The sequence below is a fragment of the Nocardia mikamii NBRC 108933 genome (genome assembly GCF_001613505.1).
In the GTDB taxonomy this organism is placed as follows: domain Bacteria; phylum Actinomycetota; class Actinomycetes; order Mycobacteriales; family Mycobacteriaceae; genus Nocardia; species Nocardia mikamii.
In genome coordinates, this window is record NZ_BDCM01000004.1 from 217151 (window position 1) to 243407 (window position 26257).

Below are 26257 nucleotides of genomic sequence, written 5' to 3' on the forward strand. Positions count from 1 at the left end.
GGTGTCGTCAACTTATGTTCCGCCGCTACTGCGGCCCCTGCAGCGGATCCGCAGCTCCGCCGGTGCCCCGCGGGACTGGCTCGCGCGGGTCGGTCATCAGGTCTTCTTCTTCCTGCGCTCGATCGGCTCGATGCCGTTGGCGCTCAAGCACTATCCGAAGGAAGTCTGGCGGCTGCTCTCGGACGTCACCTGGGGTAACGGCAGTCTGATCGTCGGTGGCGGCACCATCGGCGTGGTCCTGATCCTCAGCGCCTTCGGCGGTATGACCGTCGCCATCCAGGGTTACACCTCGCTGAACCTGCTCGGTTTGAGCCCGCTGACCGGTGCGATCTCCGCCTTCGCGACCACCCGTGAGCTCGGGCCCATGCTCGCCACCCTCGCCTTCGCCGCACAGGCCGGCTGCCGCTTCACCGCCCAGCTGGGTTCGATGCGCATCGCCGAGGAGATCGACGCGCTGGAGTCGCAGGCGATCCGGCCGCTGCCCTACCTGGTCAGCACCCGGATGATCGCCGCGATGATCGCGATCGTGCCCCTGTACTGCCTGGCGCTGCCGGTCGCCTACCTGTCGTGTTCCATCACGGTCGGATTCATCGGCGGCACGGCTTCGGGCACCTTCCAGCACTACTTCTATCAATTCCTGGTACCGCACGACGTGCTGTGGTCGTTGCTGAAAGCCATTCTGTTCGTGGCGATCACGACCTTCATCCAGTGCTACTACGGCTTCTTCGCCTCCGGCGGTCCCGAGGGCGTCGGTGTGGCCGCGGGCCGGGCGATCAAGCTCTGCATCATCGCGGTCGTCTTCGCCGACCTGTTCATGACGCTGGCGATCTGGGGCGTGAACCCGGGCATCAGGATCTCGGGATAGGAGGACTGGTGAATCACAATGCGAAGCCCGTTCACCGGGCCGACCGGGTGCGGGTGTCCCGCATGGACACAGGGGCCTGAATATGATCATCGATCCGAGTGGCCGCGGACCGACGATGCGGCAGCTGCTCATCGCGGGCGTCTGCGGAATCGTCGTCATCGCCGCGGCGCTGACCCTGCTGATGGCCCGCTACAAGGGCTACATCCTGAACCCCAAGGTGGAGGTCACCGCCAACCTGACCACCACCGGTGACGGACTGCCCGCGCAGGCCGACGTGAAGTTCCGCGGCGTGCTGGTCGGCGCGGTCGAGGAAGTGTCGGTGGCCGCCAAGGGCGAGCTGCAGCAGGTGCACATCAATATGAAGCCGGACTACATCTCCGATATCCCGGCCAATGTCACCGCCCGCGTCGTCCCCAGCAACCTGTTCGCCGTCACCTCGGTCGAACTGGTCTACAACGGTCCCGACAACGCCTCGCTGAAGGCCGGTTCGCAGATCGCCGAGGACCACAGCCAGGGCACCATCGCGCTGCAGGACACGCTCACCACGGTCCGCACGATCCTGAACAAGATCGACCCCATGCAGCTGGGCCGGGTGCTGAGCACCCTGTCCTATGCGCTGGACGGCAGCGGCCGGGTCCCGGGTTCCACCGTCGAGCGGCTGAACAACTGGTTCACCCAGGTCCGGGCCGCGGTGCCGGATCCGGAGGGCACGCTGAACGACTTCTCCGCCTCGTTCCACGCGCTCAACCAGTCCGCGCCGGATCTGATGACGACGCTGTCGGAATCGGTCAAGACCGCGCAGACCATCGCCGACAAGCGCAGCGAACTGGCCGGTCTCATCACCGGCACCTCGGCGACCATCGACAAGGTCAACAACCTGTTCGCCCGCAATCCCGACGTCGGCAAGCAGCTGACCTCGGGCACCGGCGACATGTTCGGCGCGCTCACCGAGGACCCCGACGCGATCCCGCAGGCCATCGCGAACCTGAACGCGTCGGTCCGCAAGCTGAGCACCACCTTCCACTGGGGTCCGCAGCAGCAGATGATCTGGAACGCGGGGCTGACCTTCACGCCGTACAAGCCGTACGACCGGTCCGACTGCCCGCGCTACGGCGACATGGCGGCGCCGAGCTGTGGCACCGCCCCGGTGGTCGCCGACATCGGCCCGCCGACACCGGCCCTGAAGCCGCGCACGCTGGACGCGTCGCAGGGACTGCCCAAGCTGCCGCCGATGCCGGGCCTGCCCGCCATCCCGGGAGTCACCACCGGTGACACCGCGCAGACGGCCGCGCCGCAGCAGGCGCCCAAGCCGGGCAACCCGTTCGCCGGAACTCCGTTGGAAGGTCTGTTCCCGCAGCTGCCCGGCCTGCCGGGTGCGCCCGCGGCGCCCGCGCCGCAGCCGGCTCCGGCCGCTGCTCCGGCCGCGGACGGGCAGAAGCCCACCGCGGGGCCGATCGCCTACTACACCGGACGTGACGCGATGAGCGCGCTGCTCGGCCGGGATCCGACGACTGCCGAATATCTGCTGCTGAGCTCGATCCTGAGGGGTGGAACCTTGCAAGTTTCCGAAAGCGGTGCCAGCTGATGAGAGGAATTCGCAAACCGCTGATCGGGTTCGGTATCTTCGCCATCGTCTCGGTCCTGGTGACCGTGGTCATCTGGAATACGCTGGCGCGCACCGTGAACGGTTCCACCCACAGCTACTCGGCGATCTTCACCGATGTGCTGGGCCTGCGTGAGGGCGACGACGTCCGGATGGCGGGCGTGCGCGTCGGCAAGGTCACCAAGATCGAGGTCGAGGGACAGCACCAGGCCAAGGTGTCGTTCATCGTGCAGACCGATCAGACCGTGTACGGCAACACCAAAGCCCTGGTCCGGTATCAGAACCTGATCGGCCAGCGCTATGTGGCGCTGGCGCCGGGCAACAAGGGCGACAATTCGGCGCTGCGCAACAACGCGACCATCCCGGTCGACCGCACCGAACCCTCGTTCGATATCTCGGGTCTGCTCAACGGTTTTCAGCCGCTGTTCGAAACCCTGCAGCCCCAGCAGGTCAACGACCTGACCAACACCTTCATCCAGGCGTTGCAGGGCGACGGTGTTTCGCTGAGCTCGTTCATCACCCAGGCCGCCGCACTGGCCGGTGACTTCCAGCGACGCGACGTCATCCTGGCCGACGTGATCACCAAACTGTCGGGCGTGATGTCGGGACTGGCGAAACGAGGTGACGAATTGGAGACTCTGGTGACCCAGACCCGTGCGCTGATCGGCGGGCTCTACGAGCAGGGACAGTCCCTGCAGGCTTCGACCGTCCAGATCGCGAATGCCACCAGCTCCCTGGTGAACATGGTCGATCAGGTGCAGCCGAAGATCACGGCCGCGCAGAACTCGTCCACCGACGCGCTGACCATGCTGATCAACAACGGCGCCAAACTGGACCAGGCCGCGATCGACCTGCCGGGCATCCTGGCCGATGTGGGCAAGTTCAGCTCCGACGGCGCCTATGCCAACGCCTACCTGTGCACGCTGGACGTCTCGCTGTACGGGGTGCTGTTGCCGCGAGGTCTGGTCAGCCAGATCGGCGGACCCAACCACTCGGCGGTGTGCCGCCCATGACGACATTCGGTACGCGAATCAAGAATCGCTTCCAGGGCAACCGCTTCTTCTGGCTCGGCGTCATCGGCGCCGTGCTCATCGTGGTGCTGCTGGTGGTCTCCAGCGGGTACAAGAAGCTGGGCGTCGGCACCAAGGACGTGCAGGCGGAGTTCGTGCAGACCGCCGGCGTCCAGACCGGTGACAAGGTGAACGTCGCCGGTGTTCCGGTGGGCACGGTCGCCGGGGCGAAGCTCGAGGGTGACCACGTGCTGATCACCCTGCACGTGAACAACGACGTGAAGCTCGGCCCCGATGCCCGCGCCTCCATCAAGATGGCCACGCTGCTGGGCGCGCGCTACGTCGATCTCGACCCGGGCAACGGGAAAGGCTTGCCGGGCAACCGGATTCACAAGTCCAACACCAAGGTTCCCTACGACCTCGCCGATGTGGTGCAGATCGGCACCCCGAAGTTCGAGGCGCTCGACACCGAGAAGCTGGCCGAATCGCTGAAGGTGCTCGGCGACCAGATCGACGGTTCGCCGCAGCTGACCGCGCAGGCGCTCGACAGCGTCGGCGCGCTCGCCAAGACCATCAACGATCGGCGCGACCAGGTCGACGGTCTGCTCAAGGATCTGGACAAGGTCACCCGGATCCTCGGCGACAACCGCAACAGCGTGCTGCTGGTGATCACCCAGGGTGAGGCCATCGCCGGCCGGGTGATGGAACGCCAGGAGCTGCTCAAGCAACTGCTGAACAACACCGCGACCCTGACCAAGCAGCTGCAGCAGATCGGCGCGGAGAACAACAACCAGCTCGGCCCGACCATCGAACAGCTGAACACGATGGCCCAGGGTCTGCAGAAGAACAAGGACAACCTGGACAAACTGTTGACGATCATGCCCGCCTCGCTGCGGCAGTTCAACAACGTGTTCGGCAACGGCCCCTACGGTGAGGTCGGTGTGCCGTGGCTGTTCCCGGACAACTGGTTGTGCTTCGCGCGAGTGATCGAGGGGTGCCAGGGATGATGCGGAAAACAAGGCGGGACCGCGCCCTGAATACATGGCGGGCTCGCGCCGCGAGGACGGTCGCGATCGGTGCGGTCGCACTGGTGGCCGGCAGCTGCGGTTCGGTGCAGAACGCGGTGGGCGGTTCGACCCACATCACCGCCGACTTCCGCAATATCGCCGGCGTGTTCGAGGGCAATCCGATCACCGTGCTGGGACTCGAGGTCGGCAAGGTCGACAAGATCATCCCGAAGGGTGAGTACGTCGAGGTGCACATGACCGTGAACCACGACGTGGACATCCCGAAGAATGTGACGGCGGCGATCGTGTCGCCCTCGATCGTGACCAACCGGCACGTCGAGCTCACGCCGCGCTATACCGGCGGGCCCAAGCTGCCGGACAACACGCACCTCACGGTGCAACAGACCCGCACCCCGGTCGAACTGGACACGATGATCAAGACCATCGACCAGTTCACCGCCGCGCTGAAGCCGGCGCCTGGCCAGACCCAGGGCCCGCTGTCGGGCACGCTGCTCTACGACATGGTCAACGGCCAGGGTGAGCGGATCCGCGACACGCTCAACGCGCTGTCGGGAGCGTTGAAGGTCGGCGTCGACAACAAGGACGCCATCTCGACCATCATCATCAAGCTCAACGAGCTGACCGCGATGCTGGCCGACAACGACCAGTCGGTGCGCGACTTCAGTAACAAGGTCACCCAGATGTCGTCGCTGCTGGCCGAGCAGGCGCCCGGTCTGCAAGCCACGCTGGACCAGCTCAACGACTTCCTGGCCAACACCAGCGGCGTCTTCAGCCAGTATCAGAGCCAGCTGTCGGAGAGCCTCACCGGGCTCACCAAGGTCACCGACCAGCTGCGGCAGAACGCGGCCGGTGTGATCGAGACCGTCGACGTGGCGCCGCTGCTGCTGCAGAACCTGGACCGTTCGATGGACCGCAACCGCGGCTTCGTCCGCCTGCACGCGGTGCTCGGCACCGCACTGTCCGGCGAGGTCGTCAGCCTGTTCTGTGAACGCATTCAGATGAAGGCCGACGGCTGCCGGACCGGCAAGATCGAGGATTTCGGACCCGACCTCGGGTTGTCCGCCGCACTGTTGGGACTGACGAAATGACGGTATCGACGCGCCTGCGGCGCACCTGGCTGGCCCTCGGCGTCTCGGCGACCGTGGCGGCCTCCGGCTGCGGTCTGACCGTGGAGAGTCTGCCGCTGCCCAAACCGGGGCAGTCCGGTGAGACCTATTCCCTGCACGCGATTTTCGCCAACGCTCTCAACCTGCCCGATCAGGCCAAGGTCAAGATCGGTGGTTCCGATGTCGGTGTGGTCACCCACATCTCGACCAAGAACTACCAGGCGATCGTCGACATGGACGTGCGCAAGGACATCACGCTGCCGCGCGATTCCACCGCCGAACTGCGCCAGGCCACTCCGCTCGGCGACGTCTTCGTGGCGCTGTCGAAGCCGAAGTCCGACGAGTCCACGCCGATGCTGAAGGACGGCGACACCATCGGCATCGACCACACCTCGGCCGGCGCCACCGTGGAGGAGCTGCTGCTGTCGGTCTCGATGTTGTTCAACGGCGGCGGTGTGGCCGCGCTGACGAAGCTGACCTCGGAACTGGATTCCGTGGTCGGCGGTCGGCCCGATCAACTCGCCGGCCTGATCAAGCAGATGACGAGTGTGGTCACCACGCTGCACGCCAACAGCGATCGCATCGACAGCACGCTCAACGGCTTCGACGCGCTGACCAACACCATCGAGGCCAACCACGACCAGCTGGGTCAGGTGGCGGATTCGCTGCCGCAGATGATCGGCGCCATCGCGGAGAACAACAAGCAGATCGGCGATCTGCTCGGCAAGATCTCCACCACCAGCGCGGCGCTCGGCGACTACGCCGAGACCAGCCACGATCAGCTGGCGAGCCTGCTCGAGAACGTGCACAAGCTGATGGACGCGCTGTCGCGGGCCGGCAACGACCTCGGCCCGGCGCTGGACGCCCTGCACGAGATCCGGCCGAAGGTCGACGCCTCGTTCAAGGGCAATACCCTCGCCGTCGCCGCGACCCTGACCCAGCTCGACGTCGGCCTGCTCACCGACCCGCCGCACAGCAAGTTCTGGGATCTGCGCGATCTGCAGGACATGGCGGGCAGTTTGATCCAGGTGCTGCAGATCGTCTACGGCCGAGTGACAGGGGGCCACCGATGAGCTGGCTGCTGCGACACAAACTGCTGCTGTCCACGATCGGACTGGTGATCGCGTTCGTCGTGGGTGCGACGTACCTGGCGGTGGACGTCATGCGCATCAATCCGTTGCGCAGTACCTACACGGTCACGGTCGCACTCGACCGCTCCGGTGGTCTGCAACCGGGCAACGACGTCACGCTGCGCGGATTCCGCGTCGGCAAGGTGAATTCGATCAAGCTGGCGGATCGGGGCGCCTCGATCGCGGCCGAAGCCCAGATCGACACCCGGTACAAGATCCCGAAGGCCACCCAGGTCGTCGTGCACGCCCTCTCGGCCGCCGGTGAGCAGTACATCGACTTCCAGCCCGAAACCGACAAGGGGCCGTACCTCACCGACGGTTCGGTGATCCCGTTCGATCCGCAGAAGGTGCAGACCCCGACCCCGGTGTCGGCGGTGCTGGAGAACGCCAGCGGATTCTTCGATCAGATCGACCCGGACCGGTTCAGCACCATCCTCACCGAATTCGATACCGCGCTCAGCGGCGGACCGGATCAGCTGCGCGACATGGTCGATGCGCTGAGCCTGGTGACGGCCGGTCTGGACAATCTGCTGCCGCAGACCACCAACCTGCTCACCAGCCTGCGGACCATCGCGGCCACCACGTCGAACGCGCAGCCCGATCTGAGCACCCTGACCCAGAACTCGTCGACGTTGTTCATCCAGTTCAACAACGCCAACGACGAACTCCGCAAGGTGCTGGACCAGGCCCCGGCGCAGATGAAGTCGCTGGGCGCGACGCTGGACGAGACCACCGATCCGATCACCAGCCTGGCGACCAACTTCGTGGCCGTCACCAAGGCGGCGCAGCTGCGGCTGCCGGCGCTGCGGGCGCTGTTCCCATCGCTGGTCGTCGGTAGTTCGGCCATGGGGGTCCCGGCCCACGACGGAGAGTTCTATACGATCCTCGATATCTGGCCGCGCCCGTTCTGCCAGTACTCGCACGCGCCGGTCGCACCGAGTGTCGTGACCGACGGTTCGTTCCCGAAGTACAACTATTGCACCAACGCACCTCCGGACCAGCAGATTCGTGGTTCGGCGAACGCGCCGCGGCCCGACGTTCCGAACAACGGAGCGCAGATGCCGTCGGGTGCCGATCCGAACGCTCGGACCCCGAAGCCGGTGCGGTAAGTAGAGTGGCCCGAAACATACGGCGTGGTTTCCACATGCCGGGAAGGTGACAGATCGATTCATGTCCGATGACGACACCGCCAAGGACAAGGCGAACAACGATGCCGAGCCGACCGAGAAGGTCGACGCGGCGCAAGACAGCACCGCCGCGGACGCAACGGTCAAGTTCGAATCGGACTCGTCGGTTGCTGCCGATAAGGGTGCCGATACCGCGAAGACAGCCGATACCGCGAAGACAGCCGATGCGGACAAGACGGTGAAGCTCGAGACCGCGGGGCCCGCCGCGGCAACCGCCAAGTCGGCGGCTCCCGCCCCGGCGAGTGCGCCCTCCTCCGGGAAGAGCACTCCGTGGGTGCCGATCGTGTCGGCCTTCGCCGCGGGTGTGCTGCTGGTGGCCGCGATCACCGCGGTGGTGGTCTTCTATCTGAAGGCCGACAACCGCGAGGATCAGCTCGCCGCGCGCGATGATTCGACCAAGGCGGCGTGCGATTTCGGCAAGGCCGTGGCCAGCTACGACTCGAAGGATCTCGACGCCTACTTCAAGAGCGTCAACGATCTCTCGACGGGTGAGTGGGGCAAGTTCTTCAGTGGCGCCTCGGACACGCTGAAGCAGGCCATGGTCAGCGTGCAGGCCAAGTCGAAGCTGGACGAGATCCACTGCGCGTGGGAGTCCGGCAACGACAGCCAGGCCAACGTGGTGCTGGTGATCACGCAGGAGCAGACCAACCAGGCCGTTCCGCAGCCGGACAAGCTGACCATCCCGGGCGTGGCCCAGATGGAGAAGCACGACGGTAAGTGGCTGGTCGCGAAGTTCGACTCGCCGGTCACCAAGGGTATGGGCCCCTCCGGCCCGGCCCCGGGTGCGCCGCAGGCGGCTCCGGGCACCAGCCCGCAGGCCAACGGCGGGGCGCAGCCCGCCCCGGCTCCGCAGCCGGGTAACTGAATCCGGTTACTGGACAACACTTTCCGGCCCCGTGACGGTTTCCGTCGCGGGGCCGGAATGCGTTCGACGAGGTGATCCGGCTGTGAACCCGCGACCGAGGTGGCAGCAACCGGGCGCCTCCGGCGGTGGGCCGACCCACCACCGCCGGAAGCCATTCAGTTGGTCTGACGCGTGCCCGGTCAGAAAAGGGTGAGGGCGTCCGCGGTTTCGGCTGTCGCGCGGCCGCGTTTCGGCGCCGGCTTGTCGGTGACGACGACCGTCAGCGGCGTCGTCGCGGCGGTGTCGGATATCGTCTCGGCGGGTGCGGCGGCGGGGCGAACCGCGGAAGGCAACGGCGGGAGATCGACGATGCCGTTCGGGGGCGCATCGGCCCGGCCCGCGGCGGCGCGGGCGGCCTCCCCGGCGAGTTTGTCGGCCTGTTCGTTGTAGTAGTTGCCGACGTGTCCGCGTACCCAGCGGAAACGCACCGGACCCGGCCGGGTGGCGATCGCGTGATCGATCCACTGGACCAGTTCCACATTCTTCACCGCGCTGCCGGTGGCGGTGCGCCAGCCGTTGAGGCGCCAGCCCGGTAGCCATTCCGACGCACATTTGATCGCGTACAGCGAATCGCTCTCGATGAACAGCGGTTCGGGGCCCGGATGTGCGCGAATCGCTTCCAGAACCGCGCGTAGCTCGGCCACCTGGTTGGTGCCGGAGGCCGCGCCGGCGCTGGCCGAACTGCCCTGATGATTGACCCACGCCCAGCCGATGGCGCCGCCAGGATTGCGCAGGCAGGATCCGTCGGTGCTCACGATGATCATGACCGGTACCCTACGCAATCCGGCCGACAAGATCCGTGCCGTGGAATTCCTCGATCTCCCTGCGCAATTGCGTTTCGCTGCGACGGACCGCCGCCTTGGCCAGCGCATCGATGGCCTTGGCGGCCGGGCGGGCCAGCCAGCCGTGTGCCGGCGGGTAGTCCGCCTCGGAGGTCAGCACCGACCGGCCGTACCCGAGCGGATCGAATCGCAGCGTCAGCGTGGCGAGCGCGGGGGCGGCTCCGGGCTCCTGTGACAACCCGGTGGGGTCCTGCGCAGGCGCCACCTTCCCCGGCCGGCGCCTGCGCAGGGTGTACCCGATGACCGCGTTGCGGCGGTATTCGGTGATCTCACAATCGACCGTGGGATGCCACAGCCCCAGCCGGAACGTCGCCGCATAGACCGCACCCGGTCCGTGGCCGGCCTCGCCGACCGGGTCGAACGCTGCGATACCGAACATCCAATCCGGGACGAACAGATGGTTGTCGGTGTACGTGAATGCGACCTCCACCGGAGCCCCGACGTCGCTCGCGTACCTGATGTGGCCCATAGGCCCTCCCTGTTCCACGCTTGCCACAAAAGTACTACAGAATTCCTCTTTATTGAATGGTTACCGGGGAATAACGTGCGGCCCGCGCGCCGAGTGGCGGATAACCGCTGACGAGGACAAATGCGGCAAACGACCAGTACGTTTCGAGTGTGCTCGACGGGAGCGGGCACAGACGACAACCGGCCAGGCACCTTGACGGTACCCGGCCGGACAGATGTCGAAACGCTATGCCACCGTGGAATCCGGTGCCGCCGTGGCCGACTCGGCTGCGGCCGGGTTCGAACCGGTTGCGGCCGTGGTGACCGCCTCCGCCGAATCGGTGCCGGCCGGATCGCCGGACCGGTCCGCGCGAATCTGCTGGGGGCCGACCGACGGCACGGGAGCCGGTCGCGCGTGCCGCTGGACCTGCACGTCGTGCCGGCCCAGCAGCGGGTCGCTCATCGCGACGCTGAACTCGCCACTGTGCACGTCGACGTCGGTACGGAATTCGGTCACCGCGTCCGGCGCGACACCCTGTCGACGGTCCGGATCGCTGTTCGCGCCCAATGCCGCCGGCACATTCGTGTCGAGGGTGACGGCGAACGAATGCTGTTGTGTCCTCGACAGATTCGCCCCGACGTAGGTTTCGCCGGTGAGGTTCAGGCGTCCCCCGACGCCGCCGGGACGGGTACTCGGGAGTGCCGTGTCGGTGTTCGGTGGGCGGTCCGCCGGCCCGGGCACGATGCGCACCGGCGCGGCGGAGACATCGGCCGCGAGGACCGGCAGGCGGCGGGATTCGGCGGTCGGCCCCCACGGCCCGGTGGTGGCAGGACCGATGCTCGGTGACGCCTCGGACCCGTGTGCGCCGGGCGCCGGGACGATCGAGTCGCCTCGCTCGCCGGAGCCGATGACGCTCGGCAGGCCCGCGCCCCCGATCTGATTGACGATGTAGGTTCCGGCGGCGACGGTCAGGCCGATACTCGCCATTCCGGCGAGTACGACGGCGGTGTGTTGCAGAATTTGGCCGGTGGACCGGGACTGTGCGGACTGAGCCATAGCGGTGCGTCCTTCCCTCTCCCCTGGGTTCCCCTCGTTGCCGACCCGCACCGTTGAAAGTCGTACGCACGTCCAGGTTACTGCCTGACGACGCGGTATTCCGAGGCCCTGCGGTCAAGATCACAACAGCCGGCGAAGCGTCGTGAAAACCGCTGTTCGCCGTACCGGACGGCGCCGGTACGCCGTCGGCCGGCGAGGTGCGCCCAGGTTTGGGCCGATGCGACGCCGGGTAACCCCAGACCGCTGGCGAGCGTCAACTTCGAGCTGCGATCTCGAAGTCCTCCGGCCAACGGCGTCCGGTCGGCCGCAAGCACGTCGCACCCTGAGTCGGCGCTCGCCCGCTCTTTCCGGAAGTCTTCAGGCGAATTGGCCCACGTCGCGCCCCGATCCCGGCGGGCCTGCGAAGGCTTGCGCGATCGTCAACCACTCCGCGGCGTCGGCTCCCGTGGCAACGAGCGGCAGATCGTCGCGATGCCGACGCTGCGTGACCAGCAGGCAGAAGTCCAGCGCCGACCCGCTCACTCGCTGCGCGGCATCCTCGGGACCCCAGCTCCAGACCGACCCGTCCGGCGCCGTGAGGTCGACCCGGAACTGTTGCGCGGGTGCCGGTCGGCCGTGCACGGTGTAGGCGAAATCGCGGGTCCGCACGCCGATATGCGCGATATTGCGCAGCCGCGCGGTCGGCGTCCGCGTCGCGCCCAGCGCATCGGCGACGTCCTGACCGTGCGCCCAGGTCTCCATCAACCGTGCGCTCACCATGGACATCGGGCTCATCGGCGGTCCGAACCAGGGCAATTTCGTCCCGGCGGGCACCGCGCGCAGCGCCCGCGCCAGACCGGCCCGGCCCCGGCGCCACCGCGCGAGCAGTTCCGGCGCCGGTGTGCGCGCCACCTCCGCGGCCGCGTCGTCGACGAATGTGGCGATCTCGGCAGTAGCCTCGCGCAGCAGCTCGGCGAACGCCGCGGCGTCGGTGGCCGCGATCGTCGATACTTCGTCGGTCCAGGTCAGGTGTGCGATCTGGTGTGCGATGGTCCAGCCCGGGGCGGGCGTCTCCCGCGACCAGCCGACCGGATCCAGCGGCGCGACGAGACGGTCCAAGTCCGCGCATTCGGCCTCGAAATCGTCGAGCAACGCCTCTAGATCAGCCATGACCGAAAGCATGGCAACGCCCGCAAAAAAATGCAAGCACGCGTGCTTGTATTTCTCACCAACCGAAGATCAGCAGGTGCACCCCGCCCACCACCAGGCCCAGCGCAGCGCCGTGCAGATACAACAGCCAGGCGTCCTGTTCGACCGAGGCGTAGAACATCTCCATGAACTCGCCCGGCGTGAGCTGTTTGAGCTTCCGCGCCGCGAATTCATCGATCTTCTTGGCCTGGTCCAGGGCGAAGGCCTCGTCCTGGACCAGACTCGGCGCCAGGCTCACTGCGGCCCCGGCGGCGCCGACCTGCAGATTGTCGAACTGCCGCGCTCCGAAGGCCGCGCGCACCACCGAGCGCGTGGGTCCCAGCTGGGTGCGGATCTCGTCGGCGATCAGATGCTCCACCAACTGGCGGGTCTTGTCTCCGTTCGGGCCGTCCAGCAGCTCCGCCGCCAGATTCGGCAGGGTCAGCACCTGGTAGGCCAGAATCTGGGCGAGGTCGTCGGCGGCCTGCGGTTGCCGTTTGGCCAGCAGCGCCTGCCGCCAGAGGTATTTGTAGCGCGGCTGCGGATCGCCGGGTTCGAACACCATCTTGATGGCGATCATGTTCACCAGCACGCCGATGGTGGCGGCCGCGGCCAGGACCACCAGCCAGCCCGGGATCCACCCGATCACCGGAATGTCGTGATGGACATGCAGGTACAGCGCCAGCAGGAGACCGAACGGGGCACCGAGCAACCCGATCCGCACCATGAACCGCAGCTCCGGCGCGGCGATCGTGGTGGTCAGATCCTTGAGGATCTCCGGATTGGCCTGCAGATAGCGGATGACGAAACTCTTGATATCGATGAGCTGGTCGACATTGTCGCCGAGTTGCTCGAAACCGCGCCGGCACAGTTTCGGCAATTCACGGTCGATGCGCTGATAGAGAATCTGTTTCGCCGGCCGCGGGACGGCCCGCCACAGTTCCGGATTCTCCCGGTACATCACATCGTCGACGATCTGCTGCAACTGTTCGTGCGCGCGGTCGGCGATGTAGTCGGCGATACCTTCCAGATCCAGTTCGTGGATGAAATCGCGCGGGCTGCCGATCCGCATGATCGCCATATCCACGCAGATGCTGGCCATCTTCTCCGCGCGGGCGGGAATGAAGCCCTGGAAGCCGAGTCGCTTACCGTCGCCGGAGAACGTCGGCAGCACCTGCACCCGGCGCGGGAAATAGGGATACAGCACCTTCAGTCCCGGAATCCGGACGCCGCGAAATTGCAACGGCCAGAACAACATCAGCACACCGGTCCAGTTGGTGAGCCAACCGGCCACCGCGCTGAAGATCGGGAAGGTGATCAGGTCCACGACGAATTTGGACTGTCCGGTCAGTTGTTCCCAGTCGATGAACACACCGCCGGCGACTACCGCCATCGTGGATCCCCCTTGCGCCGTGCGGACTTGCGAGTTGACTGGGTCCCCACATTCTCACCGGGGCCAGATGGTGTCAATGCGGCGGGGCGGCACTTGCCCTGGTCGGCGGGGCAAACGCACCCCGTTCAGGGGCGCAGGACGAGTCGAATCGGATTGCCCTCTTTGGTTTCCAGCGCCCGCACCGCTGCCGGGGCTTCCGAGAGCGGCAGCACCGCGCTGACCGAACGGGCGAGATCGAGACGATGCAGCCGCCGCAGCGTCACCAGTTCGGTGACATGTTCGGGCTGCGATCCGTAGTGTCCGCGCAATTGCTGCTGGAAGAAGCTGAAGCCGATACCCCCGGTGATCGTGATCGGCTTGTCGGTCAGACCGACCAGAACCAGCCGCCCACCCGGCCCCAGACAGGTGACGGCCTGTTCGCGAACCGCCGCCACCCCGGCGAAATCGAAGGCGGCCGCCAAACCGGCGCCGCCGGTCGCGGCGAAGATCCGCGACCGCAGTTCGGGATCGGCCGGATCGAAGGCCAGATCCGCACCGAAACCGAGCGCCCGTTCCCGCGCCGCGGGCAGCGGATCCACCGCCACGATGGGTGCCGCGCCGACCATGCGCAGCAATTGCACCCCGTGGGCGCCGAGACCGCCCACACCCCACACGCCGGCCGGTTCGGCGGGCCGCACCTGGGCGGTCGCCGTGATCGCGGCCCACGGTGTGGAGACCGCGTCCGGAATGAAGCAGGCCTGCTCGAAGGGCAGATCGTCGGGAATCGGCACCAGGGTGTCGACCCGGGCCAGGGTGTATTCCGCCCACCCGCCGTCGTAGTCGACCCCGCGGGTGAACACCGCGCCGCCGCGCAGTTCACCCGCCTGCAGCAGCACCCGGTCCCCCACCTTCGCGCTGGTCACACCCGGTCCGAGGGTGTGAACCGTGCCCGCGACCTCGTGGCCGAGCGTCACCACGTCGCCGGCGAGCATCACCGGGGTCAGCGTCCCGTCGATCAGATGGACATCGGACAGGCAGACTCCCGCCGCTTCGACCTTGATCAGGACGTGGTCGGGACCCGGTTCCGGCGTCGGCACCTCGTCCAGTTCCAGTCGGCGTTGCGGTCCCAGGTGAAGGCGTGCGGCCAGCATGTCGGGCTACTCCTCGTGGGTCGGGGCGGGCGGACCCGCGGGCCCGGCGAACCCGGTCGAGTATCGCATCGACAGCGCGGCTTCGGCCGGAGTTGCGGGACGGCACGGTCACAGGCATCGGCCGACTCTCCGGGCTCGGGGGATTGTGTGGGACTGCGAGTCCCATATATCCTCGAAGGATCACACCTGCTGGGTGTCGACCGCCGCCGGGGCCGAGCCTCGGGGCCGGGAGCTAGGAGGCCCGATGAGCCGCACTGCGAAGCCCGCTCGCCGGGCCGACCGGCTGCGGGGGTCCCGCGGAGCAGAGGAGACATCGATGACGCTGTCGAAATCCATTCGTACCGACATCTTCGGTCCGGACTACCGGGAGATGCTGGCGATCCTGTCCGAGGGATCTGTCCATCGCAATTTCGATCCCTATCTCGATATCGATTGGGATTCACCGGAGTTGGCGATCGATCCCGACGATCCGAGATGGGTGCTGTCGCCGGAGCTCGATCCGCTCGGCGGAACCGACTGGTACAAGTCGCTGCCGCTGGAGCGCAGGATCGAGATCGGAAAGTGGCGCACCGCCAACGTGATCAAGGTCGGCGCCGCCTTCGAGAGCATTCTCATCCGCGGCATGATGCAGTACATCATGAAGCTCCCCAACGGATCTCCGGAGTTTCGCTACTGCCTGCACGAGATGACCGAAGAGTGCAACCACATCCAGATGTTCCAGGAGCTGATCAACCGGATCGGCGTGGACGTCCCCGGGATGCGGCCGCTGTTCCGTGCGTTGTCGCCCTTCATCGGCGTGGCCGGCGGCTACGCGCACGCCATTCTGTTCATCGGCATCCTCGGTGGTGAGGAGCCGATCGACCACTATCAGAAGGCGATCATCCGGGAGGGCGAGTCGATGCCCCCGGCGGTGCTGCGCACCATGCAGATCCACATCGCCGAGGAGGCCCGGCACATCTCCTTCGCCGGTGAGTTCTTGAAGGCGCATATCGAGCGGATGAGTCCGTTCGGTAAGGCGATGTGCGCGTTGGCTTTTCCGATCACGATGCGCTGGCTCGCCGGTGAGATCATGGCGCCCCCGCGCTCGTTCGCCAAGGAATTCGACATTCCGCGCGAGGTGATCGAGGACGCCTTCTGGCGGTCCCCGAACTCGCGCCGGATCCTGTCCGGCTACTTCGGCGATATGCGCAAACTCGCCGACGAACTGGGCTTGATGAATCCGGTGACGCGCAAGTTGTGGACACTGCTGCACGTCGACGGCGATCCGTCGCGGTATCGCGGTGAGCCCGACCGGCGGAATGCGGCGACCGCCGTGGCCGAGCGGCTGCCCGTGGTCGGTTCTCTCGTCGGCTGGCTGGCGGCCTGACCGGCCGAACTCGGCGGGCCTGATCAGGGGATGTCGTCGACGCCCTCGGCCAGTGTGTTGATGAGTTCGATCAGCGGCAGTTCGGGGTCCAGGGTCAATCCGTGGGCGCGGGCCGCGCCGTCGAGCACGCTCCAGGCGTAGCCGGCGACCTCGGAGATCAGCTGTTCACGGCTCAGCAGCGGGTCCGGATCGCGCGCCCAGCGGCTCACGGTCGCCTCGGTCATCGACACGATGGCGAAGGTCATCGTGTCGGCCGTGGCCTCGTCGACCACGCCGATCACCCCCGCCAGGCTCGACACGAGCAGCCGGGCCCGCGCCGCGATGGTGGCCTTGATACTGCTGAGTGCGTCCACATCGTCGGGGTCGCCCATCGCCGGCCCGCTGCGCGCGAAGTCGTACAGCCGCGCATGCTCGGTGAGCCAGTCCGCGACCGCGGCGACCGTGCGGTGCAGGATCCGATGAATCGATCCGTCCCGGATGTCCAGTGCCGCGTCGACGGTATCGATGAACTGCTCGGCGATCACACTCCGAGCTCGCCGATCCAGTTCCTCGCGCCCCGAAAACTGGCGATACACCACGGATTTCGCCAATCCGGACCGCTTCGCGATCTGTTGCATCGAAATCTCGCCGCCGCCGGACTCCTCCAGCAGTTCGATCAACGCCTCGACGATCCGCCCCCGCCGATTGTCGTTGTGCGTTTGCCACCGCGCCTGCCGCCCCCCGATCGGGGCCGGTTCGGACGGGGAGGGAATCGCCACGTGGTCGAGTTTAAATCACCGGCTCCCCCGCGAATGAGCGTCGGTTGCGTCCGGCTCGGGTGCGGGGCAGGGGCGATCACGAGCGATACGGACGCTCCACAACCGCCTCCTTGCCGTAGGCGACCTGTTCAACACAGTGAGACAGTTTTCGAATCACTCTCTTACGAGTCGCGTCGGCGCCGGTCATACGTCGTTCGCTGCCGGTGAACAAGGGGTCGGAACAACTCGGCACACCCTGTAGTTGAGTAGGTAGCGCTCAACCCTGGAGGCGAAGAAACACAGGATCCGGGGCATGCTTTGGAAGGGGCTGAATCTGTGAGTACTCCACAGCGTCTGCCGGTGCTGTTTCTGACCGATCCGGTCGTGTTGCCGGGCATGGTCGTCCCCATCGAGCTCGACGAATCCGCACAGGCCGCCATCGACGCCGCACGGGCCGCGAAATCGGACTCCGTGCTGCTCGCACCGCGTCTGGACGAGGGCTACGCCGCCTACGGTGTGATCGCGACCATCGAACAGGTCGGCCGGATGCGCGGTGGCGCCGCCGCCGCGGTATTGAAGGCCGAGCAGCGGGCGAGGATCGGGCACGGAGTCACCGGCCCGGGCGCCGCGCTCTGGGTGGAGGCCGAACCGGTCGACATCCCCGCACCCGATGCGCACACGAAGGAACTGGCCGCCGAATACAAGCAGCTGGTCGTCTCGGTGCTGCAGCGCCGCGAAGCCTGGCAGGTCATCGATGTGGTCAATCGGCTGACCGACCCCTCGGCTCTGGCCGATACCGCCGGCTACGCGCCGTATCTGACCGATGAGCAGAAGCGCGAACTGCTCGACACTCCCGATGTCGCCGAGCGGCTGACCCGGCTGATCGGGTGGACCAAGGACCACATCGCCGAGGTCGAGGTCACCGAGAAGATCAGTGAGGATGTGCGCGAAGGCGTCGAGAAGTCGCAGCGGGAATTCCTGCTGCGCCAGCAGCTCAACGCGATTCGCAAGGAACTGGGCGACGGTGAGCCCGACGGCGCGGACGACTACCGCACCCGGGTGGAGACCGCCGAACTGCCCGACAACGTCCGCGAGGCCGCGTTGCGTGAGGTCGACCGGCTCGAGCGCAGCAGCGATCAGAGTCCGGAATCGGGCTGGATCCGCACCTGGCTGGATACCGTCCTGGATCTGCCGTGGGCGGTGAAAACCACCGACAGCACCGATGTTTCGGCGGCCCGCGCGGTGCTCGACGCCGACCACCACGGGCTGGAAGAGGTCAAGGACCGCATGGTCGAATACCTGGCCGTGCGCGCCCGCCGGGCCGCGCGTGGCCTGGAGGTCGTCGGCGGTCGTGGCTCCGGCGCCGTGATGGTGCTGGCCGGACCTCCCGGTGTCGGTAAGACCTCGCTCGGCGAGAGCGTGGCTCGGGCCCTGGGCCGCAAATTCGTGCGCGTCGCCCTGGGCGGTGTGCGCGACGAGGCCGAGATCCGCGGGCACCGGCGGACCTACGTCGGTGCCCTGCCGGGCCGGATCGTGCGTGCCATCAAGGAGGCGGGTTCGATGAATCCCGTTGTCCTGCTGGACGAGATCGACAAGGTCGGCTCCGACTTCCGGGGTGATCCGGCGGCCGCGCTGCTCGAGGTGCTGGATCCGGCGCAGAACCACACCTTCCGCGACCACTACCTGGATCTGGACCTGGATCTGTCCGATGTGCTGTTCATCGCGACCGCGAATGTCATGGAGACCATTCCCGGCCCGCTGCTGGACCGCATGGAACTGATCACGGTCGACGGGTACACCGAGGACGACAAGGTGGCCATCGCCCGCGACTTCCTGGTGCCGCGGCAGCTGGAACGCAATGCGCTGACCGCCGAGGAGGTGTCGTTCACCGACGAGGCCCTGCGGGAGATCGCCGCCAACTACACCCGGGAAGCCGGTGTGCGCCAGCTGGAGCGACTGCTCGCGAAGGCCTTGCGCAAGGCGGCGACCCGGCTGTCGCAGGACGAGTTCGGTGCGCAGACGGTCGCGGCGGACGGTGATTCGGATGCCACGGTGATCGGCCTGGGTTACGATCCTTCGCTCGGTTACGGTGAAAACTCCGGTGACGCAGCCCGTTCCGAGTCGCTGGTGATCGGTCTCGGCGATCTGAAGGAGTACCTGGGCCGTCCGCGCTTCACCCCCGATTCGGTGGAACGGACCTCGGTCCCCGGTGTGGCGACCGGTCTGGCCGTGACCGGCGCCGGTGGCGATGTCCTCTACATCGAGGCCAATGCCGCCGAGGGCGAGCGCTCGCTGACCCTGACCGGTCAGCTCGGTGATGTCATGAAGGAATCCGCGCAGATCGCACTGACCTACGTGCGCTCGCACCTGGAAGAGATCGGCATCGAGGCTCCCTCCGATGCCGCAGCTCCCGAGGGCCTGAGTGGTTACGCTCCGCTGCCGTCTCCGGCCCGCCGGAGCGCCGCGGGGGTGCTGGATCGCAACATCCACATCCACTTCCCTGCGGGTGCGGTGCCGAAGGACGGTCCGTCCGCGGGCGTCACCATGGTCACCGCCCTGGTGTCGCTGGCCTTGGGCCGGCAGGTCCGCGCGGACGTCGGCATGACCGGCGAGGTCACGCTGAACGGCCGGGTCCTGCCGATCGGCGGCGTGAAGCAGAAGCTGCTCGCCGCCCAGCGTGCCGGTTTGAAGACGGTCTTCATCCCGGCCCGCAACGAGCCGGACCTGGACGAGGTCCCGGCCGAGGTGCTGGCCGCACTGGACGTTCGTCCCGTCGCCGACGTGGCCGACATCCTGGCCTACGCCATCGAACCGGTCGCCGAACCGGCCTACCAGGCCTTCGCCGCGAGCGCCTGATCCGGACGACCGGCTGCCACGAGTCGAGGGGCCGTTCACCTTTCGGGGTGAACGGCCCCTCGCCGTGTTTCGGTCTACCGATCGCGGTGCTCGGTCACCGGCGAGGGCGGCGCAGCAACCAGGCCCAGAAGGAGCGGCGGGGTGGTTTCGGGTAGCGGACGCGGATCGAGCCGGAGGTGACCGATCCGTCGACGCGCAGGGTCGGACAGCCGGGCAGCGGAGGTTCGGTCACCCGGTTCTTCGCGCTCCCGCTGACGAAGGCTACCCGGTCCAGATCCACCTGCCAGCCGTGTGGCACCGTCAAACGAACACTGCCGGAGGCGATTCCGACGTGCAGGTCCACGACGGCGTGCGGGCAGATCGCCTCGGTGAAGTCCAGGCGCACCGAACCGGAGGCGGCGGAGACGGTGATCTCGGCGGGCACGACCCATCGGCCGTCCTTGCGCAGCGAACCACTGACGGTGCTCAGCACCAGGGGTTCGCGCGCGGCGGCCACCGGCAGGTCGGCGGTGACGGCGGCGAGTTCTTCGCGGGTGTTCGCCGCGTAGGCGACTGCCAGGCGCCGGTCGAGTTCGGCGAGATCCAGGGAGCCGTCACTCAGAGCCAATTGCAGCAGTCGCTCCACCTGCGCGCGTTCGTGATCGGTGATGCGTACATGTACCGCGGGTGCCGGGCGGTCGCGGGCGATGTCCGGGCGGTCCGGGGATTCGGTCATCGGCACATCCTCATGGTCGTGATGCCGAAATCCTACGTGCGGCCGGGCGCCCCGGATATCGGTCGGCGCGGCACCGAGGTGTGCCCGGCGCGCCCGCGGAACTCCCGCCTACGGTTCGCGTGATCCGTTGGTGGGCAGGGTGCGCTCGACGACCCGCACCGTGCCCTGCGCGACGGCACATATCGTGCTCGAACCATCGCTGTCGCAATAGATCTCGCAGCGGGTGACGGCTTGGCGGCGGGTGGCGTCGGTGACCGTCGCATGCGCGCGAAGCCGGCCGCCCCGCGCGGGTCGCAGGTAGGTGACGGTGAAACCGCCGGTCAGTACGTTCGGACCGAGGGCGGACCCGGCGGCGAAGGTGAGTGCGTTGTCCGCGAGATAGGCCATCACCCCACCGTGCACGAAACCGAACTGCTGAGCGTGCTCGGGCCCCACGTCGATCACCAAAGTGGCCGCCCCGCCCTCGAATTCGGTGATCTCGGTGCCTACGTGCTGGGCGAACGGCTGCGCGGCCAGGACCGCGCGGGCCTGCTCCACGGTCAGCTTGTCCGTCGATACACCAGCCGGTCGTGGCCCTGTCGCCGTCGCATCGGGCGCACTCTCTCTGCGCCGATCGCTCCGAGCCGCGTATTCCATATGCGCTGTCCTCTGCTGTTCGAAGTTGTCAGTTGTCACGCAGCGACTTCCACGCCGCCGCGGCCAATTCCGCGGCGACCTCGGTCGGCGCGGTGCGGATGCTGCCGCTCACCCACTGCCGCGAATACTCCTGCGCCGGACCCAGCCACAGCGCGTACAGCAGGTCGAATTCCAGGTCGCGGACCGTGCCGTAGCGGGCGTGGGTGCGCCACCAGCGCGCGACGGAGGTGAGGAATTCCCGGTTGCTGTCGCTGTCGCGCACTCCGGGTGGCCGCGGCGACATGAGAATTGTTGCGCGGTACTGATTTCCGGTGACCCAGCGCAGATGCTCGGTGACTCCGGCGGTGACTCCGCTCTCGGCGTCGGTGCTGTCGGCGATGCTCGCCCAGAAATTTCGCTGGTAGTCGGCCAGCGCATTGGCCCACACCTGGCGGTACAGATCGGCCTTGTCCGGGAAGTGGTGGTACAGCGCGCCGACGCTCGCTCCCGCGTCGGCCCTGATCCGGCTCAGCGTCGCGTCGAGCGCCCCGTGCTCGGCGAACTGCCGCTCGGCCGCCAGCAGCAACCGATCTCGAATCTTCATAATCAGAATTTAGTTCTGTTTCGGCCGCGACGCAAGGCGCTACCTGCGAAGTCCCTCCGGCTGTCGGTGCCGTGCGGTAAGAACGGTCTCGTGGCCAGGTGGCTGTTGCATGTCGACCTCGACCAATTCCAGGCGGCGGTGGAGTTCCGCCGCCATCCCGAGCTGCGTGGGCAGCCGGTGATCGTCGGTGGCAACGGCGATCCGAACGAACCGCGCAAGGTGGTCACCTGCGCGTCGTATCCGGCGCGGGCCTTCGGTGTGCGCGCGGGAATGCCGCTGCGCACCGCGGTCCGCAAATGCCCCGACGGGGTGTTCCTGCCCCTGGACATGACCACCTACGAGGAGGCGTCCGACGAGGTCATGGAGGTGCTGCGGCGGTTCCCGGTGCGGGTCGAGGTGCTGGGCTGGGACGAGGCCTTCCTCGCCGCCGACACCGACGATCCCGAACAGCTCGCACGCGAAATCCGCAGTGCGATAGCGGAATTGAACCTGACCTGTTCGATAGGCATCGGCGACAACAAATTGCGCGCGAAACTGGCGACCGGATTCGCGAAGAGCGTCGGCAAAGGTACGGACGCGAAGGGTGCGAACACCACCGGTACCGAAGGCGGGGATACTGCCGCGAACGAGGGTGCGGGACAGGAGCATTCGGAAGGCGAGGCGGCGGTGGCGCACCGGACCGCCGAGCCCGGTGCGGGAATCTTCCGGCTCACCGCCGAGAACTGGAATGAACTCATGGCGCACCGCCCGACCAGCGCGCTGTGGGGTATCGGCACTCGCATCGCGCAGCGAATGTCGGCCCTGGGCATCGATACCGTCGCCCAGCTCGCGGCCGCCGACCGGAATGTCCTGGCCGCCGAATTCGGTCCGGCCACCGGACCGTATCTCTGGGTGCTCGGCCACGGCGCCGGCGATACCGATGTGGTGACCGAGCCGCGCATTCCGGTGGGGCGCAGCAAATCCGAAACCTTCCCGCACGATCTGACCGATCGCGAGGAGATTCGCGCACAGGTGGCGCGGCTGGCCCGCGAGGTCGCCGCGGAGATGGCCGCGGCCGGCCGGATCGGCACCCGGGTGGGGGTCACGGTGCGTACCAACACCTTCTACACCCGCACCAAGCAGAAGAAGCTGCCCGAACCGACGATCGACGCCGAGACGATCACCGCGGTCGCACTCGGGGTCGTCGACCGGTTCGAACTCGATCGGCCGGTCCGGCTGCTCGGGGTGCGACTCGAACTCGTCCCGCAATAGCCCGAGCTCTCCGTTTCCGTGCCGGGATGCCGGATATGTCTCGGTGGTGGCGGCGTCGCACGCGGTGCGGCCGTTTGTCATGCTGGGCCCGCAGACTCGACCGAAAGGCAGCCCATGAGCGAGTACGAGACGATCACTTTCGAGCGCACCGGCCCCGTCGCCCGGATCACCCTGAACCGGCCGAAGGCCGCGAACGGTATCGACCACGTCCTCGGCCGGGAACTGGCCGATATCGCGGGACAGTGCGTGGACGATCCCGCGCTGAAGGTGGTCGTGCTGACCGGTGCGGGCAGGTTCTTCTCCGCCGGCGGTGACCTCAAGGCCATGGCTGCCCAGGACGGCGGTGCCGGCCACTACGTCAAGGGCCTGGCCGACGACCTGCACGAGGCGCTCTCGTCGTTCGCCCGGATGGATGCCCTGCTGGTCGTGGCGGTCAACGGTGTGGCCGCAGGGGCCGGATTCAGCCTGGCCATGGCCGGTGATCTGGTACTCGCGGGCGAATCGGCGGCGTTCACCATGGCCTATACCCGTGCCGGGCTGAGTCCCGACGGTGGCGCGTCCTACTATCTGCCGCGCCTGATCGGCCTGCGCCGCACGCAGGAACTGATGCTCACCAACCGCACCCTGACGGCGGCCGAGGCGCTGGACTGGAATCTCGTGCATCGCGTGGTCCCGGACGCCGAACTCGCCGCCGCCGTGGACGAACTGGTCGCGGAATTCGCGGCGGGCCCCCGGCATTCGAATGCCAGCGTCAAGAAGCTCCTGCTGGTGAGCTCCTCGCACACGCTCGAGGAGCAGACCGCGCGCGAGGCGGCGTTCATCTCCGCCTGTGCCGATTCGCCCGACGGCACCGAGGGCATCGCGGCATTCCTCGGCAAGCGCGCCCCTGTCTTCGAGTGAGGGACTGAGCCGTCGCCACGAGCGAGCCCGGTCGCGGGCCACTAGGGTGGGGTGCCATGTTCTCGGCGCCCGCCTTCGCACGCGGGTGGGCGCCGGTCCCGGCGTGGCCGGCTCGGCGGCGAGGCGAGGTGCCCGGAGATCGCGGAGGCCGTGACGGCAGCGGGCATGAGAATCCTCCTGCCGGCGCCGTCGCCGAGATCACCGCGTCCGGCGCCCGGATCGACGAATCGGCGCAGCCTGTTCCGGCCGGCGCGGCGGACGCCGACCACCCCGGAGCCGCCTTCGCCGTCCCGCGCGGCCGATCCGGTGGACCCGCGCTCGCGGGCCTGCGCGCGTCGATCCGCCGTCCCGTCCTGCTGGTGGCGGTCCTGCTGATCCTCGCGCAGATCGGGTTGCGTGGTTGGGTGGCCGGGCGCGGTTATTTCTACTGGGACGATCTCATCCTGGTGGGCCGGGCCGACCGCTATCCGCTCTGGTCCGCCGATCTGCTGCTCTACGACCACGACGGCCATTTCATGCCGCTGGCCTTCGTGACCGCGTGGGTGGTGACCCGGATCGCGCCGCTGCACTGGGCCGGGCCGGTGGTGACCATGCTGCTGCTGCAGCTCGCCGCCTCGGTCGCGGTGCTGCGCATGCTGCTGGTACTCGTCCCGCGGCGAGCCGGTGCCCTGCGCTGGGCCGTCCTGGTTCCGTTGATCGGCTACCTGTTCTGTCCGCTGACCCTTCCGGCATTCGCCTGGTGGGCGGCCTCGTTGAACGCGCTGCCGCTGCAGTTCGCGCTGGCCTGGGTGATCGCGGACGCGGTGCTGCTGATGCGCACGGGGCGCGGGCGCTATGCGATCTCCGGTCTGCTGGTGCTGATCGTGGGACTGTTGTTCTTCGAGAAGGCAGTGGTGGTGCCGTTCGTCGCCTTCGCCGTCGCGGTGCTGGAGCGCTACATCGTGGGCGCCCGCACCGTCGACGCGGAGGCGGATTCCGGCGACGTTTCGTCGTCCGTGCAGCCGGGCGGGCCCGCCGACTCGGGTGACGCCGGGATGTCCGGCGGTGGCGCGCATCCCGGCGAAGCACAGCCGGCAGGTGATCATGCCGACCCCAGCGTCTGGGCGGCGGTTCGCGACGTGGCGCGCACGGGCGCGGCGCTGTGGACCGGTTCGGCGCTGATCCTCGCGGGCTGGGTCGCGGCCTATCTCACCGTCGCCGACCACATCGCGGTGGACACCAGCCTGGCCGGGGCGCGGCGACTGCTCCACAGCGCCACCTCGTTGGGGATCGTCCCGACCCTGCTCGGCGGGCCGTGGGTGTGGGCGCGCTGGCTGCCGTCGACACCGTGGGCCACGCCGCCGGGGTGGACCGTCGTGCCCGCCTGGCTGATCCTCGCCGCGGTGGTTCTGGTGACACTCCGATCGCGCCGCCGTGTGCTGACGGTGTGGGTCCTGGTCGCAGGATACGTTCTGGCCGTTCAGCTTCCGATCGTGCTGATTCGCGGCGGGCCCAACACCGCCGCCGAACTCATGCAGTCGCTGCGCTATCCGGCCGATGTCGCCGTGGTGCTGGCAGCGGCGATCGCGTTGCTGCTTGCCGCACGGCCGCGGTCGGCCGGGCGGGCGCGTCGTGTGCCCGAACCGCACCCGACCGACGCGCAAGCCGCCGACGCGACGAGATCACGGGATTCGGCGACGGCGGAGTCCCCTCGGGTGGCCCGGGGCGCTGTGATCGTGCTGACCGCGGCTTTCGTGGTCAGCAGCGTGTGCACGACCGTCTCGTTCGCTCGCTCGTGGGAGATCTCGCCGACCCGCACCTACCTCACGAATGCCCGTGCCGCACTGGCGGATCGCCACGGCGCCCCGTTGCTGGAGCAGGAGGTGCCGTGGGGGGTACTGACCCCGATGATCTATCCGCAGAACCTCATCGCGCAGGTGCTCGGGCCGATCGCCGGCCCGGAGGCGTTCGATGTCGCCACGCCGCAGTTGCGGATGCTCACCGACGACGGCACGCTCGCCGATGCGTCGGTGTGGTGGAACCGCCGGATTCTCGCGGGCCCCGAACCCGGATGCGGATATCGCATCGACGGCGCCGAGCCGGTGGCGCTGTGGCTGGACGGGCCGATGCTGGACCACGGCTGGACCGCGCAGATCAACTATTTCGCCGACCGCGACGGCCGGATCACCGTGGCGCTCGAGCACGGCGATGTGGTGGTCGCGCCGGTGCGGGCGGGTGTGCACACCGTCTTCGTGCATCTCGTCGGTGGCGGTGAGATCGTGCGAATCGGCTCGCGCACACCGGGATTGGAGGTGTGTATCGGGGTCGGCCCGGTGGGCGTGGCGGCCTTCGGGCGCTGACCGCC

The 26257-nt window shown here is 67.6% G+C and carries 23 protein-coding genes; 13 read left to right on the forward strand and 10 right to left on the reverse strand.

Going from position 1 to position 26257, the window contains the following annotated elements; genetic code table 11:
- Nucleotide 1 precedes the first annotated feature (1 nt).
- From NMI01S_RS05880 to NMI01S_RS05915, 8 genes are all read left to right on the forward strand, one after another.
- Nucleotides 2-865, forward strand: a complete 864-nt coding sequence (locus NMI01S_RS05880) for an ABC transporter permease (RefSeq protein WP_030514081.1) — start codon at nucleotides 2-4, stop codon at nucleotides 863-865.
- 82 nt (nucleotides 866-947) lie between these two features.
- The gene (locus NMI01S_RS05885; protein ID WP_062994961.1) at nucleotides 948-2450 is read left to right on the forward strand and encodes an MlaD family protein; all 1503 of its coding nucleotides are present in this window, start codon (nucleotides 948-950) and stop codon (nucleotides 2448-2450) included.
- Complete coding sequence (locus NMI01S_RS05890) at nucleotides 2450-3481, forward strand: MCE family protein (protein ID WP_062994962.1); 1032 nt, start codon at nucleotides 2450-2452, stop codon at nucleotides 3479-3481. Before NMI01S_RS05885 ends, NMI01S_RS05890 begins: the two co-directional genes overlap by 1 nt.
- A complete protein-coding gene (locus NMI01S_RS05895) occupies nucleotides 3478-4485 on the forward strand; it encodes an MCE family protein (RefSeq protein WP_062994963.1) in 1008 nt (335 codons plus the stop codon). Before NMI01S_RS05890 ends, NMI01S_RS05895 begins: the two co-directional genes overlap by 4 nt.
- A complete protein-coding gene (locus NMI01S_RS05900) occupies nucleotides 4482-5594 on the forward strand; it encodes an MCE family protein (protein ID WP_245716722.1) in 1113 nt (370 codons plus the stop codon). Before NMI01S_RS05895 ends, NMI01S_RS05900 begins: the two co-directional genes overlap by 4 nt.
- A complete protein-coding gene (locus NMI01S_RS05905; RefSeq protein ID WP_062994964.1) occupies nucleotides 5591-6685 on the forward strand; it encodes an MCE family protein in 1095 nt (364 codons plus the stop codon). The genes NMI01S_RS05900 and NMI01S_RS05905 overlap by 4 nt, the downstream gene beginning before the upstream one ends.
- Nucleotides 6682-7851, forward strand: a complete 1170-nt coding sequence (locus tag NMI01S_RS05910) for an MlaD family protein (protein ID WP_036507346.1) — start codon at nucleotides 6682-6684, stop codon at nucleotides 7849-7851. Before NMI01S_RS05905 ends, NMI01S_RS05910 begins: the two co-directional genes overlap by 4 nt.
- Nucleotides 7852-7912: 61 nt before the next feature.
- Nucleotides 7913-8794, forward strand: coding sequence for a hypothetical protein (locus NMI01S_RS05915; RefSeq protein WP_062994965.1), 882 nt, complete (start codon nucleotides 7913-7915; stop codon nucleotides 8792-8794).
- 179 nt (nucleotides 8795-8973) lie between these two features.
- Here the strand turns inward: NMI01S_RS05915 and NMI01S_RS05920 are convergent, their stop codons facing one another.
- The 6 genes from NMI01S_RS05920 to NMI01S_RS05945 form a co-directional block, all read right to left on the reverse strand.
- Nucleotides 8974-9597: a ribonuclease H family protein gene (locus NMI01S_RS05920; RefSeq protein ID WP_062994966.1), complete on the reverse strand. Its 624-nt coding sequence runs from the start codon at nucleotides 9595-9597 to the stop codon at nucleotides 8974-8976.
- Nucleotides 9598-9607: 10 nt separating this feature from the next.
- Complete coding sequence (locus tag NMI01S_RS05925; RefSeq protein WP_062994967.1) at nucleotides 9608-10144, reverse strand: SRPBCC family protein; 537 nt, start codon at nucleotides 10142-10144, stop codon at nucleotides 9608-9610.
- Nucleotides 10145-10369: 225 nt separating this feature from the next.
- Nucleotides 10370-11179, reverse strand: coding sequence for a hypothetical protein (locus tag NMI01S_RS05930; protein WP_062994968.1), 810 nt, complete (start codon nucleotides 11177-11179; stop codon nucleotides 10370-10372).
- A gap of 357 nt (nucleotides 11180-11536) precedes the next feature.
- Nucleotides 11537-12328, reverse strand: coding sequence for a TIGR03084 family metal-binding protein (locus tag NMI01S_RS05935; protein ID WP_062994969.1), 792 nt, complete (start codon nucleotides 12326-12328; stop codon nucleotides 11537-11539).
- A gap of 55 nt (nucleotides 12329-12383) precedes the next feature.
- Nucleotides 12384-13739 (reverse strand): DUF445 domain-containing protein, encoded by a 1356-nt coding sequence (locus NMI01S_RS05940; protein ID WP_062994970.1) that lies wholly within the window; start codon nucleotides 13737-13739, stop codon nucleotides 12384-12386.
- 125 nt (nucleotides 13740-13864) lie between these two features.
- Nucleotides 13865-14869 carry a zinc-binding dehydrogenase gene (locus tag NMI01S_RS05945; protein ID WP_062994971.1) on the reverse strand — a complete coding sequence of 335 codons (1005 nt, stop codon included), beginning with the start codon at nucleotides 14867-14869 and terminating at the stop codon, nucleotides 13865-13867.
- Nucleotides 14870-15185: 316 nt separating this feature from the next.
- Here NMI01S_RS05945 and NMI01S_RS05950 point away from each other — a divergent pair, with 316 nt between their 5' ends.
- Nucleotides 15186-16235, forward strand: coding sequence for an AurF N-oxygenase family protein (locus NMI01S_RS05950; protein ID WP_062994972.1), 1050 nt, complete (start codon nucleotides 15186-15188; stop codon nucleotides 16233-16235).
- A 23-nt stretch (nucleotides 16236-16258) separates the two neighbouring features.
- On the opposite strand, the gene NMI01S_RS05955 is transcribed toward NMI01S_RS05950, so the two are convergent.
- Nucleotides 16259-16993 (reverse strand): TetR/AcrR family transcriptional regulator, encoded by a 735-nt coding sequence (locus NMI01S_RS05955; protein ID WP_062994973.1) that lies wholly within the window; start codon nucleotides 16991-16993, stop codon nucleotides 16259-16261.
- Nucleotides 16994-17368: 375 nt separating this feature from the next.
- On the opposite strand from NMI01S_RS05955, the gene lon reads away from it, so the two are divergent.
- Complete coding sequence (gene lon, locus NMI01S_RS05960) at nucleotides 17369-19828, forward strand: endopeptidase La (protein WP_062995108.1); 2460 nt, start codon at nucleotides 17369-17371, stop codon at nucleotides 19826-19828.
- Nucleotides 19829-19922: 94 nt separating this feature from the next.
- Here the strand turns inward: lon and NMI01S_RS05965 are convergent, their stop codons facing one another.
- From NMI01S_RS05965 to NMI01S_RS05975, 3 genes are all read right to left on the reverse strand, one after another.
- The gene (locus tag NMI01S_RS05965) at nucleotides 19923-20543 is read right to left on the reverse strand and encodes a DUF1707 SHOCT-like domain-containing protein (RefSeq protein WP_062994974.1); all 621 of its coding nucleotides are present in this window, start codon (nucleotides 20541-20543) and stop codon (nucleotides 19923-19925) included.
- A 108-nt stretch (nucleotides 20544-20651) separates the two neighbouring features.
- A complete protein-coding gene (locus tag NMI01S_RS05970; protein ID WP_062994975.1) occupies nucleotides 20652-21080 on the reverse strand; it encodes a PaaI family thioesterase in 429 nt (142 codons plus the stop codon).
- Between the two features lie 127 nt (nucleotides 21081-21207).
- Nucleotides 21208-21762: a TetR/AcrR family transcriptional regulator gene (locus tag NMI01S_RS05975; protein WP_062994976.1), complete on the reverse strand. Its 555-nt coding sequence runs from the start codon at nucleotides 21760-21762 to the stop codon at nucleotides 21208-21210.
- A 90-nt stretch (nucleotides 21763-21852) separates the two neighbouring features.
- On the opposite strand from NMI01S_RS05975, the gene NMI01S_RS05980 reads away from it, so the two are divergent.
- The 3 genes from NMI01S_RS05980 (at nucleotide 21853) to NMI01S_RS35780 (ending at nucleotide 26252) form a co-directional block, all read left to right on the forward strand.
- Nucleotides 21853-23013, forward strand: a complete 1161-nt coding sequence (locus NMI01S_RS05980; protein ID WP_062994977.1) for a DNA polymerase IV — start codon at nucleotides 21853-21855, stop codon at nucleotides 23011-23013.
- 114 nt (nucleotides 23014-23127) lie between these two features.
- The gene (locus NMI01S_RS05985) at nucleotides 23128-23913 is read left to right on the forward strand and encodes an enoyl-CoA hydratase/isomerase family protein (RefSeq protein ID WP_062994978.1); all 786 of its coding nucleotides are present in this window, start codon (nucleotides 23128-23130) and stop codon (nucleotides 23911-23913) included.
- 326 nt (nucleotides 23914-24239) lie between these two features.
- On the forward strand, nucleotides 24240-26252 hold the full coding sequence (locus NMI01S_RS35780) for a hypothetical protein (protein WP_245716746.1): 2013 nt from the start codon (nucleotides 24240-24242) through the stop codon (nucleotides 26250-26252).
- Nucleotides 26253-26257 lie beyond the last annotated feature (5 nt).